18 protein-coding genes and 1 pseudogene are annotated in these 12,230 nt (G+C 62.5%); 1 reads left to right on the top strand and 18 read right to left on the bottom strand.

Annotated features, from left to right (window positions below; all coding sequences use genetic code 11):
- Nucleotides 1–46 precede the first annotated feature (46 nt).
- A complete protein-coding gene (tcdA, locus tag IAE33_RS01535; RefSeq protein ID WP_201161823.1) occupies nt 47–853 on the top strand; it encodes a tRNA cyclic N6-threonylcarbamoyladenosine(37) synthase TcdA in 807 nt (268 codons plus the stop codon).
- A gap of 7 nt (nt 854–860) precedes the next feature.
- Here the strand turns inward: tcdA and IAE33_RS01530 are convergent, their stop codons facing one another.
- From IAE33_RS01530 to IAE33_RS01445, 18 genes and pseudogenes are all read right to left on the bottom strand, one after another.
- A complete protein-coding gene (locus tag IAE33_RS01530) occupies nt 861–1,271 on the bottom strand; it encodes a SufE family protein (protein WP_201161822.1) in 411 nt (136 codons plus the stop codon).
- Nucleotides 1,268–2,473: a cysteine desulfurase gene (locus tag IAE33_RS01525; RefSeq protein ID WP_201161821.1), complete on the bottom strand. Its 1,206-nt coding sequence runs from the start codon at nt 2,471–2,473 to the stop codon at nt 1,268–1,270. Before IAE33_RS01525 ends, IAE33_RS01530 begins: the two co-directional genes overlap by 4 nt.
- 81 nt (nt 2,474–2,554) lie before the next feature.
- Complete coding sequence (dapD, locus tag IAE33_RS01520; RefSeq protein ID WP_028634914.1) at nt 2,555–3,589, bottom strand: 2,3,4,5-tetrahydropyridine-2,6-dicarboxylate N-succinyltransferase; 1,035 nt, start codon at nt 3,587–3,589, stop codon at nt 2,555–2,557.
- Nucleotides 3,590–3,618: 29 nt separating this feature from the next.
- The gene (locus tag IAE33_RS01515; protein WP_201161820.1) at nt 3,619–3,966 is read right to left on the bottom strand and encodes an ArsC family reductase; all 348 of its coding nucleotides are present in this window, start codon (nt 3,964–3,966) and stop codon (nt 3,619–3,621) included.
- A gap of 67 nt (nt 3,967–4,033) precedes the next feature.
- Nucleotides 4,034–5,140: a phage integrase Arm DNA-binding domain-containing protein gene (locus tag IAE33_RS01510; protein WP_201161881.1), complete on the bottom strand. Its 1,107-nt coding sequence runs from the start codon at nt 5,138–5,140 to the stop codon at nt 4,034–4,036.
- Complete coding sequence (locus IAE33_RS01505) at nt 5,121–5,363, bottom strand: excisionase (protein ID WP_080667897.1); 243 nt, start codon at nt 5,361–5,363, stop codon at nt 5,121–5,123. Before IAE33_RS01505 ends, IAE33_RS01510 begins: the two co-directional genes overlap by 20 nt.
- Nucleotides 5,364–5,397: 34 nt before the next feature.
- On the bottom strand, nt 5,398–5,895 hold the full coding sequence (locus IAE33_RS01500; protein ID WP_201161819.1) for a hypothetical protein: 498 nt from the start codon (nt 5,893–5,895) through the stop codon (nt 5,398–5,400).
- A gap of 53 nt (nt 5,896–5,948) precedes the next feature.
- Nucleotides 5,949–6,869, bottom strand: coding sequence for a DHHA1 domain-containing protein (locus tag IAE33_RS01495; protein ID WP_236405945.1), 921 nt, complete (start codon nt 6,867–6,869; stop codon nt 5,949–5,951).
- 107 nt (nt 6,870–6,976) lie between these two features.
- Nucleotides 6,977–7,210, bottom strand: a complete 234-nt coding sequence (locus tag IAE33_RS01490; protein WP_201161818.1) for a hypothetical protein — start codon at nt 7,208–7,210, stop codon at nt 6,977–6,979.
- Nucleotides 7,211–7,253: 43 nt separating this feature from the next.
- Nucleotides 7,254–7,580, bottom strand: coding sequence for a hypothetical protein (locus tag IAE33_RS01485; RefSeq protein WP_201161817.1), 327 nt, complete (start codon nt 7,578–7,580; stop codon nt 7,254–7,256).
- Nucleotides 7,581–7,615: 35 nt separating this feature from the next.
- Nucleotides 7,616–7,993 carry a phage protein NinX family protein gene (locus IAE33_RS01480; RefSeq protein ID WP_201161816.1) on the bottom strand — a complete coding sequence of 126 codons (378 nt, stop codon included), beginning with the start codon at nt 7,991–7,993 and terminating at the stop codon, nt 7,616–7,618.
- Nucleotides 7,990–8,211, bottom strand: a complete 222-nt coding sequence (locus IAE33_RS01475) for a hypothetical protein (protein ID WP_201161815.1) — start codon at nt 8,209–8,211, stop codon at nt 7,990–7,992. Before IAE33_RS01475 ends, IAE33_RS01480 begins: the two co-directional genes overlap by 4 nt.
- Nucleotides 8,208–8,459: a hypothetical protein gene (locus tag IAE33_RS01470; RefSeq protein ID WP_201161814.1), complete on the bottom strand. Its 252-nt coding sequence runs from the start codon at nt 8,457–8,459 to the stop codon at nt 8,208–8,210. Before IAE33_RS01470 ends, IAE33_RS01475 begins: the two co-directional genes overlap by 4 nt.
- Nucleotides 8,456–9,208: a hypothetical protein gene (locus IAE33_RS01465; RefSeq protein ID WP_201161813.1), complete on the bottom strand. Its 753-nt coding sequence runs from the start codon at nt 9,206–9,208 to the stop codon at nt 8,456–8,458. Before IAE33_RS01465 ends, IAE33_RS01470 begins: the two co-directional genes overlap by 4 nt.
- An 86-nt stretch (nt 9,209–9,294) precedes the next feature.
- Nucleotides 9,295–9,519: a hypothetical protein gene (locus tag IAE33_RS01460; RefSeq protein WP_201161812.1), complete on the bottom strand. Its 225-nt coding sequence runs from the start codon at nt 9,517–9,519 to the stop codon at nt 9,295–9,297.
- A complete protein-coding gene (locus tag IAE33_RS01455) occupies nt 9,516–10,067 on the bottom strand; it encodes a hypothetical protein (RefSeq protein WP_201161811.1) in 552 nt (183 codons plus the stop codon). The genes IAE33_RS01460 and IAE33_RS01455 overlap by 4 nt, the downstream gene beginning before the upstream one ends.
- 9 nt (nt 10,068–10,076) lie before the next feature.
- Nucleotides 10,077–11,583 (bottom strand): annotated as a pseudogene (locus IAE33_RS24855) (DNA cytosine methyltransferase).
- Nucleotides 11,584–11,650: 67 nt separating this feature from the next.
- Nucleotides 11,651–12,208: a hypothetical protein gene (locus IAE33_RS01445; RefSeq protein ID WP_201161809.1), complete on the bottom strand. Its 558-nt coding sequence runs from the start codon at nt 12,206–12,208 to the stop codon at nt 11,651–11,653.
- Between the last annotated feature and the right edge of the window lie 22 nt (nt 12,209–12,230).

The following is a 12,230-nucleotide window of genomic DNA, read 5'->3' as shown; positions in this document are numbered from 1 at the left end:
AGGGCAGGCTCGCTTATACTGCGCGCCGGTTTTTTGGGGGTTGAGCATGAGTACAGAGGATCCACGCTTCGCCGGTGTCGCCCGGTTGTATGGCGACCAGGGGTTGCAACGCCTGCAGCAGGCCCACGTGGCGGTGGTGGGGATAGGCGGCGTAGGCTCGTGGGTGGCCGAGGCGCTGGCACGCAGTGGCGTGGGCGAGCTTACCCTGTTCGACCTGGACGATGTCTGCGTCAGCAACACCAACCGCCAGGCCCATGCCCTGGAGGGGCAGGTAGGCCGGGCGAAGGTGGACGTCATGGCCGAGCGCCTGCGCGCGATCAACCCGGCGTGCAAGGTGCATGCGGTGGCCGATTTCGTCACCCGTGACACCATGGTCCAATACATCACCGAGCACCTGGATTGCGTGATCGACTGCATCGACAGCGTGATGGCCAAGGCGGCGCTGATCGCCTGGTGCCGCCGCCGCAAGATCGCCGTGGTCACCACCGGTGGCGCGGGCGGGCAGATCGACCCAACCCAGGTGCAGATGGCCGACCTCAACAAGACCTTCAACGACCCGCTGGCCTCGCGGGTGCGCTCAACCCTGCGCCGCGATTACAACTTCTCGCGCAATGTCAGCCGCAACTACGGTGTGCCTTGTGTGTTTTCCAGCGAGCAGCTGCGTTATCCCAAAGGGGATGGCAGTGTGTGCCTGCAGAAAAGCTTCGTGGGTGAGGGCGTGCGGCTGGACTGCGCCGGTGGCTTTGGTGCGGTGATGATGGTGACAGCCACCTTCGGCATGGTGGCGGCGAGCAAGGCGGTGGAGAAGCTGGTAGCCGGCGCCCGCCGCCCCTCCGAGCGCCCCGCCCCGTAGGTGGCGATCAGCGGCCAGAGGCCAGTTCCGCCATCCGCTGCACCACCGCATGCAGCCCGTTGCTGCGCGATGGCGACAGCTGGCGCTCCAGGCCCAGCTGGCTGAACCAGTCGCGCAGGTCGAGCCCCGCCAGGTCTGCAACCGCCAGGCCTTGTACCCGCACCAGAAGCAAGGCCAGCAGGCCTCGCAACAGGCGTGCATCACTGCTGGCCTTGAACCGCCAACGCCCATCCACCTGCTCTGCCACCAGCCACACCAGGCTTTCGCACCCATGCACCCGGTTGGCTTCGGTTTTATCGGCGGCTGTCAGAGGCTCCAGCTGGTCGCCCCATTGCATCAGCAAGCGGGCCCGCTGCTCCCAGCCCTTGCCTTGGGCAAACGTATCCAGCGCCTGCTGCGCCTGCTCCGGCAAGTTCATCGAAGCAACTCCAGTGCCTGATCCAGCGCGCTGAAGAACCGTTGCAGGTCGTCACCGTCGTTGTACATCCCCAAGGAAACACGGATGGCACCGTCCAGCCCAAGCCCGTTGAGCAGGGGCATCGCACAGTGGTGGCCGGCCCGTACGGCGATACCCTGCTCGGTCAGCAGGTGGGCGATGTCAGCGTGGTGGACGCCTTCCACCACGAAGCTGGCCAGTGCCGTGTCGGGCGCACCCACCAACCGTATGCCATCGCGCTCGGCCAGGCCGCGCAGCAGATGCTGGTGCAAGGTGGCCTCGTGGGCGTTGATCGCCGAAGCGTCCAGGCTACCCAGGTAGCCGAGGGTTGCCCCAAGGCCGATCACCCCGGCAATAGGCGGCGTACCGGCTTCCAGCCCCAGCGGTGCAGGGCGGAAGCTGGCGCTTTGATAGTCGGCCACTTGCACCATTTCACCGCCGAACTGCCAATGCTTCAGCAGGGGTAGCGCCTGGCTGTGCCCGTACAGCACCCCGACGCCATCGGGCCCGTAGAGCTTGTGGCTGGAGAACACGTAGAAGTCGCACCCCAACCGCTGCACATCGTGCTGGCCATGCACCACGCCCTGAGCACCGTCCACCACCGTTATCGCGCCTTGCGCACGGGCATGGGCCAACAGTGCTTGCAGCGGCTGCCAGGTGCCCAGCACGTTGGACAACTGGCTGACAGCCAGCACGCGGGTGCGCGGGCCGATCAGTTGCAGCGCCTGCTCCAGGTCGATATGACCACTGGCATCCACCGGCAGTACCACCAGGCGCAGGTTGCGGCGCTGGGCCAACTGCTGCCAGGGCAGCAGGTTGGCATGATGTTCAAGGGCACTGATGGCGATTTCTTCGCCCGCTTCAAAGCGATGCGCCAGGCCATACGCCAGCAGGTTGAGCGCTGATGTCGCACCGTGGGTGAACACGATCTGGCTGGCTTGCTCGGCATTGAGCCAGGCCGCCACCTTGTTGCGGCTGGTCTCGAACGCCTGGGTTGCCAGGGCGCCCGGCAGGTGCTGGGCCCGGTGCACATTGGCCGCACCGTTGCCGTAGTAGTGGGCCAAGGCATCGAGTAGCGCCTGGGGTTTTTGGGCAGTAGCGGCGCTGTCCAGGTAAGTCTGGTGCTGGCGTTGCAGAGCGGCGATGGCGGGGAAATCGGCACGCCAGGGGGAGGGCTGGAGCATGTTCGCGGGGCCTGGAATGAAAATCGGGTCTGGCGCATGTGCACCAGACCCGATCTTAACACTTCAAACCTTGTCAGGTTTTCAGTTGTGCGCGTGCAGCGCCTCGTTCAGCTCGATGGCCGACTTGTGGGTCTTGCATTCCACTGCACCGTTGAGCGAGTTGCGACGGAACAGCAGGTCGGTCTGCCCGGCCAGGTCGCGGGCCTTGACCACCTTGACCAGCTCGTTGTTCTCGTCCAGCAGGTTCACCTTGGTACCTGCGGTGATGTAGAGGCCGGCTTCGACGGTGTTGCGATCGCCCAGCGGAATGCCGATACCTGCGTTGGCGCCGATCAGGCAGCCTTCGCCTACCTTGATGACGATGTTGCCGCCACCCGACAACGTGCCCATGGTCGAGCAACCGCCGCCCAGGTCTGAGCCCTTGCCAACGAACACGCCCGCCGAGACGCGGCCTTCGATCATGCCCGGGCCTTCGGTGCCCGCGTTAAAGTTGACGAAGCCTTCGTGCATGATGGTGGTGCCTTCACCGATGTAGGCGCCCAGGCGCACACGGGCGGTGTCGGCGATGCGCACGCCGGCAGGTACCACGTAGTCGGTCATTTTCGGGAACTTGTCTACCGAAAACACTTCCAGCAGCTCACCCTTCAGGCGCGCTTCCAGTTGCAGCTCGGCCAGCTCGGCCAGGTCGACTGCGCCCAGGTTGGTCCAGGCCACGTTCGGCAGCAGTGGGAAGATACCCGCCAGGCTAACGCCGTGGGGTTTGACCAGGCGGTGCGACAGCAGGTGCAGCTTGAGGTATGCCTCAGGCGTGGAAGCCAGAGCGGCGTCTTCGGCCAGCAGCGTGGCGACCAGCGGCTTGTGGCTCTCGGCCAGGCGGGTCAGCAGTGCCGCTTGGGCTGCGTCCACGCCCCGCACGGCTTCGGCCAGTTGTGCGGCCTGGGCATTGCTGAAGGCGATCGCCTGGTTGCCGCCTTCATAGCCCAGTACCGGGGCGATGGCTGCGACCAGTTCAGCGCTCGGGTTGAGCAGGGGTTGTGCGTAGAACACTTCCAGCCAGGCGCCCTGGCGGTTCTGGGAGCCGACACCGAAGGCCAGGCTGAACAGAGTATTGGACATGGAATTACCTCGTGCGAAATAGGGGGTGGTCAGGCCAGGGTCGCTGCGTAAAGGTCGGGCTTGAAGCCCACCAGCGTACGCGCGCCAAGGTCCAGCACCGGGCGTTTGATCATCGACGGCTGGGCCAGCATCAACTCGACGGCCTTGGCCTGGTCGAGGTCTGCCTTGCTGGCGTCATCCAGCTTGCGGAAGGTGGTGCCGGCACGGTTGAGGATGACTTCCCAGCCGTGTTCGCCACACCAGCGGTTCAGGCTGTCACGGTCGATGCCTTGGGTCTTGTAGTCATGGAATTCGTAGACGATGCCCTGGTCGTCGAGCCAGGTTCGTGCTTTTTTCATGGTATCGCAGGCTTTGATGCCGTAAAGAGTGTAAGTCATTGAATTTAAAGGGGCTGGGATTCCTCCCCAAAACCTCCCCAATATCTCCCAAAAATTAGTCGCAGGATTATGCGACATCGATCCACTCAGCGCCACGGCTGTCACGGTATAGATCGGTCATCTTGGCCGAACGGTGACCCAGCAGTCGCTGTGCATCTCGACCCTCTTCCTCATGCAGCCGGGCAGCCAATGATCGCTGTTCGTGGAAGGTTGGCGGGCTGGCGCCCATGTCGAGCCTAAGCTTCGCAGCGGCTCTGTCACGCGCCGCCGCGAACTCTTTGCTGATTGTGTCGAGCATGATGGGAGATCCCGCCTTTGCGCGGCTGATTGTCCGGTGGTGGTGCACCAGGTGCTTCGACAACACTCGATCCCGGCAACGCCGTATCACTTCACCCAGACTCAGGCTGATGCATTCCAGTGTTACGCTGGTGCTGATCCTTAGCCTGGCCCCCGTCTTCGATTGGACGACCTGCAGGAATCCGTCCACCTCATCCCTGAAAACGAATGAAGCAATGTCCTCACGGCGCTGACCGGTTATAAGAGCGAGCTCCATGGCGCGCTTGAGCCATGGCTGTGCAGCCTCCTCATATATCGCTTTCCACAGCTCTAGCGTCAGGCGCTGGCGCTTGATCTTAACTCGTGCGGCTTTGGTAGCTTCGACTGGGTTGGCGTCGACCCAGCCCCTGGCCATGGCCCCCATGAACAGGTCGCGCAGTAGGGAGCGCATAGCCCTGGCCATCTGGGCTTTACCCTCTTTGACGTAGGTCGATAGGTAATCCGCGATGTCCATGGTCGTCAGCGTGCGGATATCGCGCTCTCCGAATGCTTTCTCGACCCGGTTCAATCGCATACGAAGGTTGCGCATGCTCGATTCTGAAAGCTCACGGTCCTTCAGGTCTGCCAAGTACTCGACGATCCACTCGCTGAATTTCCGATCAGGCGCGCTCGGTTCGGGCGCTATGCGCGCTGACAGGGTGGGCGGCGCGACCTGCAGGGCCATGTTGGCGGAGACCGCCTCAGCGATCGCTTTTGCCTTGTCGCTGCCCAGGCCAAACATCCGATTGCTCACGGGGTCGCGGTACGTGTAGTAGGTGACCCCGTTACGCTTGTCGGTCTTTCTGTAAAGGTTGGGCGGTAGGTCCTTTGATCCAGGATTACGCGGCCTGGGCGCCATATCGTGCACTCGCAATTCGATTAACAAGGGAACTGCCCACTGGAACTCGGGGCAGCGGCTCTGGCTCCCGGTAGCAGGCATCGGCCTCAACATAGTAGCTGCGACCGTGCTTTACCGGGGCCGGGGTGATCAGGCCCTCACGGGCCCAACGGCGAAGAGTGTTGCTGCTGGGCGGCGTTCTGAAGTGATCGTGCGCCCATTCATCGAGGGTGACTTTGCACATGATGGTCTCCACGCCGCCGGTGGCGGCAGGTTAGTCAGGCGGGGATTTTGTCCAGTACCGAGTCGGCTTCCTTGATGGCTGCCTGGGCGTCATTGACGTAGGCCGGGTCGAATCCGCCGGCGTAGTGGATCACACGCTGGCAGGCGTCTAGTTCTTTGCGGGCCATGCGGAGTGCCTGAGTCAGTTCTTGCTGCAGCGCACCCTCAGCCCGGCCGATGTCCCAAAACCGCTGGCCCCAGTGCCCCTCGGGCGGCCGGTTATTGTTCTGTTTCCCTGCTGCCATGGCCCCAACGACTACATCGCATACCCCACGTTTGTAGGTGTTATCGCCATCAAGTCCCAGCGCGGCACGTCGCCGCAGGGTGTTCACGACCTCATCAGCAGCGACACCAGGTCCCATCAGGACGATGTCCTGCTCAGGTTCGCCTGGTACGTAGATGGCCAGGGTGAGCTTGGCTCCCGGCACCAGGTGGTCGCTGATCTGCACCAGCGCATCGTTGGCTACTTCGTGGAAACGGTTTATTGCGGACATAGGAGATCCTCGACCGGCAGCTATTAGCGCCGGCGCCAAATGAAAGGGGGGTATTACTTGGTCAGTTCGTGGCCGAAGGGCACGCGGAAACCGGAGGCGTTGCGGTGGCCACCACCGCCGTACTGCTTGGCGATTTCCGAAACGTCTAGACCTTTATCGGTGCTGCGCAGGCTGAATACGCGTCCTTCTGGGGTGTCCCAGTAGCACGCGGCGAATGGCTCGCCCTGGGCCATGAGGTGACCGGCGTCGCTGGTGAGCGTGTACGGCAGGCTGGCCACCGGCACATCGTGCCCGGCGATGACGAGGCGCCGCTTGGTAACGGCGACCAGTTCGGCAATGTCCTTGTGGTGCTTACGCTCGATCGCTGCACCGTCGGAGCGGAGGGTTTGCACGTCGGCGGCCATGAGCTTGTCCCAGACCTCGAAGTCATAGGGATAGCTGAACAGGTTGGCCTGAATCTCGCGGGTACCGTCCAGCTGGAACAGCCAAAGATCGCGGTCCTCGATGTGGCGCAGCAGCATCGGAGGCTCTTGCCCCGGGAAGAAGTGATCCCAGGCCAGCATGGCGCCGCTGCGATGCATGTCAAAGCAGCAGGCTATCGCCGGTGAGTTCTGCGAGCTCATGAAAGTGTGCGCGCTTTCCCAGCCCAGCGCGGTTGACCCGTCGGCGCGCCGGCCATCTAGCCGAATGCCGGCATGGAAAGGCGGGAACTTCGCGAGGTCCTCAGCCGCGGATTTATGATGGTCCAGGACGATGATGCTCCGGGCTTTCCAGCTGATCCGTGCTAGCACGTCGTACTTGTAGCTGAAGTCGACGATGATCACGTCTTTGTCGGTGACATCAGGTGGCTCCTGCCCATGCACGCCGGCCACAAACTCGACCTGGTCGCCCAAGGCCCTGCGAACGACCCAGGCGCCGCCGAATCCATCAGCGCAGTTGCCATGGTAGATGCACATCGTTTTTCGTTCAGACATAGGTGGTCCTCCCCCGCGCGGCTTGCGGCGGGCTTGAATGATGATTGAGGATAACTATTCGGCGTGGTCGCCGATATGGTGCCGCTGCGTGGCGGGCTAAGAAGGGATTAATCGATGCGGCCAGTCAGCCGTTCTCGCCAAGTGAGGCGGCGGGGAAGGTGCTCTCGGTCGTCGATTTCGACTGTCACATAGGCGGTGCGGTCGAAGGTGGCATTGCGTCGTGCAGAAAGCAGACATGCTTCGTCATCTGCATCTTTCTGGTTGGTTGCGGTCAGCTGATGCACGTTGAATCCGTTGCTGTCGACGTGCCATCCGTGAACCACGGCAATGAATCGGCTCATCTCGGCCCCCTGTAGATCAGGTAGGCCATGTAGGCGAGGACGATCATTCTTGAGCATCCTGCGTTACGCCCAGTTCGCCCATTACCTCGGTTGCAATGGCGAAGCCCGGCGAGCCCAAAGGGCATACCTGAATGATGCGGTTCATGCCAGACACAAGGTCGCGGGCCGTGCCGATCATCATGTCTGCGTCGGCATCCATATCCAGGCCCATGGCCTCGCCGATAGAGCCGATCTGCACGCAGGCGTCCAACAGCATGCTTTTGCTGCGTTCGGCGTCCTTGCGCAGCGCTTCGCTCTCGGCGGAAAGAGCAAGCACGCCCTCGGCCAGAAACCGGTGTTGTGCGTCCCAGCAGAATTGCCTGTCATTCATTACACGCTCAGCCAGCGCTTTTAATGCTTCTCGATTCACGGCATCAGCTCCTTAGGCACCTGGACTGCCCATCCAGTGATCTTTACGACGACGGCGCGGCAGATCGCAGTCAAAGGCTCTGCGGCCTCAAGCCAGTCTGTGGGTTCGTTTGGCCTGCTGGGGTGCGCAACCCAGCCCCCGTGTATCGGACCGTCTCCGATGCGGTGCTTGAGCTTCAGCGGGCCGCCCAGCGCCCAGTCCTCCTGCGGGTTGTAGCGCTTGCTATTCCCAAACGTGGTATCGCAGAACACACGCCAGCCGTTGCCGTAGTGCGGTGATTCCAGGCGCGGCTCAAGGCCCTCCGCTTTCGCAACAGCCCAGGCCAGAGCTTCGCCGCTCAGTTCTGCCGTCTTCACTTCGATCAGGTCGGTCATGGCTTCACCTTCAGAGCTAGATCGATTGCCATCCTTTTCGCCTGTTCTTCCTCCTGATCGGAAGGATTGGTGAGGCGAACTGCCCCATAGGTTTTTGTCCCCATGAAGCCTTCTTCCACGTAAACATCTCGCCCCCCGAATGGCAGAACCTCTACCACCACCTTTCGGCAATTGCTGAGCATGAAATCCAAGCGTTGTGTATCCGTGAATTCGCTCACAGTTGGTACCTCTCATCAATCCAGCGCCCAGGCGCCAGTGCGGGTGTAGGTTCGGGTTGGGTTTCGTGCGGGGAGAGCTGGCGCTCGTTGCCTGCCTGCAGCTGGCTGTCGGGGATGCAGCTGATGCCGATCCCATTCAGGAGGTAGCAGGTCACGCCGCGCTGGCTGTCGTGCTGCACGTCGATGACGTTCTCGGTTGCGCTGGCGCCGGTGGCCAGCAGCAGGAGGCAGAGGGCGAGGCGGATCATGGCTGAATCCTTTTGAACTCGATGACCCAGACCCAGGGGTTGGCGTTCCAGGAGTCGGCCCCGTTGATGGATACCCAGAGCTCGCGCCAAGCGTCGAAGGGATCGGCCCAGTTTCCCGGCCCAGGATCGCTCTTGAATGGGTGGTAGTAGTGTTCGCCATCGCCGTGGTGAATGCGGTGTATGCCCTCGGCGACGTAGCGGCTTTCGAAATCCGTCTCGCCCTCGCCATCCTGCAGGCGCTCGACACGCACGTCGGTGACCTCCAGCAGGATGCGGCCGGCCACGCGGGGCATGTGGATGCTGGGCTTCCATGCTGACCGTGGATCGCCACCCCCATCCTCGTCACCTGCCCATTCGCAGGGGCCGTCTGCCGCGTAGACAATGTGGCCTGAGTAATAGCCGCGCCCGAACCGCATTTCGCGGATAGCCTTCGCAGGGCGATCGGGCTCCCAATCGGCCGCATTTCCCTGCTGGTCGAAGTCGTGACTGATGACGCCCCATGTCTCGCGCACCCACAGTCGGTCACCTGGTCGGCCGTATGGGCACTCGCGCACCTGTTCGTACCAAGGCTCGCCCGACTGCAATGCTGGCATCCATACATGCGGCGCGCCCGCGTAGGGGAACACCTCGGTGACTGAAGACGGGAAGCCTGGCTTCACCGGGCGTCGTGTGGCTTTCTTCCGTCCTTCCAAGATGGCGCGGACCATCGGTCCGCTGAACAGGATCGGGCGTTCCTTTGCTTGAGACATAGCTTCGCCTTTGCCGCCATATCGCGGCAGTGAATAGAGGGGAGAGGGGTTACAGCGGGGTGAGGTACAGATGTGCTCTTGGGCGGTTACGCTTGAGCTCGCATGAATGCCGCCATGTTGCCCATCTGCTCGACGATGAAGCGCTCTTCATCAGCGGCGGCTGTGATGATCCTGACCTTGCGTTTCTGGCAGAGCAGGCAGTCGACTTTGGCCCAGTCGCCTGACAGCTCAGGGGATTCGCCCAGCCAGGTACCGCATGGGGCCTGTCCGATATCTTCCAGGTCGGTGAATGGCGCGAAGTGAGTTTTCACCACTTCACCTGTGGTTCTGCGCTGGCAGATAGAAACTCGTCAAGTTCCGCACGGCTCAAGCCTCTTCCAGATGCCAGCGTTTTAAGAATCCCTATCGCCTTGGATAAATCGGCATGCAGCCGCTCAACCTCGGCAGGGTCGGCGTGGGTGTAGGCCAGCTCAAGACTTGCAAAGCTGGCGGGTTGTCCGCATAGGTCAACCATGGCCTCTGGTGGCGCGCCATCTATCCATTCGGTAACGATATCGCCGAGCTCGTTTATGCCGCGCCAAGCCACCGGCTCGCCCTGGTGGTGCTGGGATGCCTTGGCCATCGCCTGAATGATACCAAGCAGATCATCCCGGCCGAGTTCATCGCAGTCGCCCAGGCACAGGCGATCGCCGATGTCGCGTGTGCACTGGGCATCGTCCTCGGTCAATTCTTCGGAGCTGCCAACCCAACCGCAACGGCGGCATTGGGCGGGGTAGTAAAGTCCAACCAGCGGCTCCAGGCCAATGTATGGCGGCACGCTTACCATCTCTGTGTTGCTGGATCGGTTTTCTGTGGGCATGGGGATACCTCAAGCGAGACGTTCAAGTTGTTGTTGGATGCGTCGGCCGATCCAGCGGACGACGAACACGGCCTTGCTGTTTCCGATCGCCTTGTAGCGCGGCCCGTCCGGGCATTCCTCGGCTGGCTTGCCGCGATAGGGGATTCGGGTGTGGTCGCCGGAGAAGCCCTGGAGCCATTCGCACTCGCGCGCGGTGAGCCTGCGAACGGCCTGGCCATGCTGTATGGAAGGCGCGCCTTGTCCTGGTTTGCCCCCCCCCTGCACTGAGTGTTCCGGCGATCGAGCCGTCTCCGGCCTCGTATCGGAGTTCCGCGCGAGAGTTTTCAGCGAACGCAGCAATCACATGGCCACCGCAGGCTCCGTCTGTTCCAGGAAACCCTCCACCCTGTGTTCTGGCGTCCAAGGTGGCAACCGTCTCAAACCCGGGACTGGGTTCGACCAGGATCGCGTTTTCTTGACCGTTGTTTCTTCCCAGAGGGTGGCTCAGGCCATTCAATACATCGGGATCTTGAGTTCCGTGCACAACCAGGTGGCCATGGCCATGATTCGCATCCTGGCCGCTGCAGCCCTGTAGTCGGCCGAAGCTCGCGTCGAGCGTGGGTGCCACGCAGAATGTCTCGCTTTCCATATCAAGGCGTGTGTCCTTGGCCGTAAGCGTAGCGGCCTGACTGACATCGCTCTGAAGGCTGTGGCCGCCGTAGGCAGGAACTCCGGCAAGCACCTCAACCGCGGGCCCTTCGTCACCCTCGCAGTTCGGGCAGCCGTACTGGCCCAGGTCTAAACCGAAGACGTATCCGCATCCGCACTGGAGCGCAGGGCCGAATGGAGCTCGTCCGGCAAGGTCTTGCCCCTCGCCTCGGCGCGGCGGAGTATCCCGGCGCAGGCCTTCGCGCTCAAAAAGTACTTCGAGGGGATCGAACCCTGCTCGAGCACTTGCGACAACGAACACACGGCGGCGTCGTTGGGCCAGGCCGAAATATTGGGCATCCAGAACCCGCCATGCGACTGTTCGCGTGGGTCCATACACACAACCAGCGTCCTTCCATTTGCCCCCTGGCGGCTTGAGCTCTGCGGATTCGCCCACCAGGGCGCCGAGGAAGCAGCCAAACGCGTTACCCTTGTCGGAGAGGACGCCGGGGACGTTTTCCCAGACACAGGCGGCCTCGGGGTCGCCGCGCTTTGTTCGAACATGGTCAATTGCATCGAGCAGCTCCACGTATTTGATGGTGAGGGCGCCGCGGGGATCGGCCAGACCTTCGCGCATGCCGGCCACACTGAAGGCCTGGCAGGGCGTGCCGCCGACAAGCACGTCGGGCACCGGGATCTTGTCGGACAGCACCAGGGCAGCCAGACGGGTCATGTCGCCGTGGTTCGGTGTGTCCGGATAGTGATGAGCCAGCACTGCGCAGGGGAATGGCTCGATCTCGGCGTACCAAGACGCTTTCCACCCGAGCGGCTCCCAGGCTACGGTCGCAGCTTCAATGCCGCTGCAGACGCTTCCATAGGTGATGGGCATGGTTGTTCCTCGCCGGGCAGGCGTTATCGTTGAATAGGGGAAGGCGCTGGCGGGCAGCGCGTAACGATCAGAGGTCGTAGTAGGCGTCGCGGTAGGCGCGAAATTCGGCTTCGCTGTCCCAGCGCCGGTATGGCTTCGGCGCCTTCTTCAGCGCTTCCTTGTAGCTGGCCTTGGCCGCCTTCACGGTCGGCGCCCAGTCGCCGGTGACGCTGGCGCGGGCAAGATGGTCGAGCGCGTGCGTCGTGCGGTACATGCGAAACTCGCGCGGCACCTGGTGGAAGCCTCCGTCACGCCATTCTCTACACCCGCCACGCATCTCAACCTCTGGCTTGATGATGCAGAGGAACTCGTGGAAGTAGCAGTCGATGTCCTCGTTCTGGAACTTGTCGTAGTTGCTGCTGCGAGCCGGCTTGGGCAGCTTCTCGACCATGTCGCCGTACTCGATTCCGTCAACTGGGTGGTAGCGGCCGGCGCGGCGCTTCGCGCTCTCGTCAAGCGTTATGCCGATGTAGTGGCCGTGGTCCTCTGTGATGGTGCCTGGCTTGCCGTAGGCGAGCACGCGACGGCCGATGCATGCCGGCACTTGGTAGTGCCGCTGTATGTAGTGGCAGGGTGTGCCGATCATGGCTATCTCCATGCATGCGCCG

This window comes from Pseudomonas sp. S60, from assembly GCF_016647865.1.
Lineage (GTDB): Bacteria > Pseudomonadota > Gammaproteobacteria > Pseudomonadales > Pseudomonadaceae > Aquipseudomonas > Aquipseudomonas parafulva.
The sequence above is the reverse complement of the archived record's forward strand: the minus strand, read 5'-3'. Positions and strand labels throughout refer to the sequence as shown.

Coding starts and splice junctions, on each gene's coding strand:
- tcdA (WP_201161823.1), top strand. CDS start 47: ATGAGTACAGAGGATCCACGCTTCGCCGGTGTCGCCCGGTTGTATGGC.
- IAE33_RS01530 (WP_201161822.1), bottom strand. CDS start 1,271: ATGAACTTGCCGGAGCAGGCGCAGCAGGCGCTGGATACGTTTGCCCAA.
- IAE33_RS01525 (WP_201161821.1), bottom strand. CDS start 2,473: ATGCTCCAGCCCTCCCCCTGGCGTGCCGATTTCCCCGCCATCGCCGCT.
- dapD (WP_028634914.1), bottom strand. CDS start 3,589: ATGTCCAATACTCTGTTCAGCCTGGCCTTCGGTGTCGGCTCCCAGAAC.
- IAE33_RS01515 (WP_201161820.1), bottom strand. CDS start 3,966: ATGACTTACACTCTTTACGGCATCAAAGCCTGCGATACCATGAAAAAA.
- IAE33_RS01510 (WP_201161881.1), bottom strand. CDS start 5,140: ATGGCGCCCAGGCCGCGTAATCCTGGATCAAAGGACCTACCGCCCAAC.
- IAE33_RS01505 (WP_080667897.1), bottom strand. CDS start 5,363: ATGTGCAAAGTCACCCTCGATGAATGGGCGCACGATCACTTCAGAACG.
- IAE33_RS01500 (WP_201161819.1), bottom strand. CDS start 5,895: ATGTCCGCAATAAACCGTTTCCACGAAGTAGCCAACGATGCGCTGGTG.
- IAE33_RS01495 (WP_236405945.1), bottom strand. CDS start 6,869: ATGTCTGAACGAAAAACGATGTGCATCTACCATGGCAACTGCGCTGAT.
- IAE33_RS01490 (WP_201161818.1), bottom strand. CDS start 7,210: ATGAGCCGATTCATTGCCGTGGTTCACGGATGGCACGTCGACAGCAAC.
- IAE33_RS01485 (WP_201161817.1), bottom strand. CDS start 7,580: ATGAATGACAGGCAATTCTGCTGGGACGCACAACACCGGTTTCTGGCC.
- IAE33_RS01480 (WP_201161816.1), bottom strand. CDS start 7,993: ATGACCGACCTGATCGAAGTGAAGACGGCAGAACTGAGCGGCGAAGCT.
- IAE33_RS01470 (WP_201161814.1), bottom strand. CDS start 8,459: ATGATCCGCCTCGCCCTCTGCCTCCTGCTGCTGGCCACCGGCGCCAGC.
- IAE33_RS01465 (WP_201161813.1), bottom strand. CDS start 9,208: ATGTCTCAAGCAAAGGAACGCCCGATCCTGTTCAGCGGACCGATGGTC.
- IAE33_RS01455 (WP_201161811.1), bottom strand. CDS start 10,067: ATGCCCACAGAAAACCGATCCAGCAACACAGAGATGGTAAGCGTGCCG.
- IAE33_RS01445 (WP_201161809.1), bottom strand. CDS start 12,208: ATGATCGGCACACCCTGCCACTACATACAGCGGCACTACCAAGTGCCG.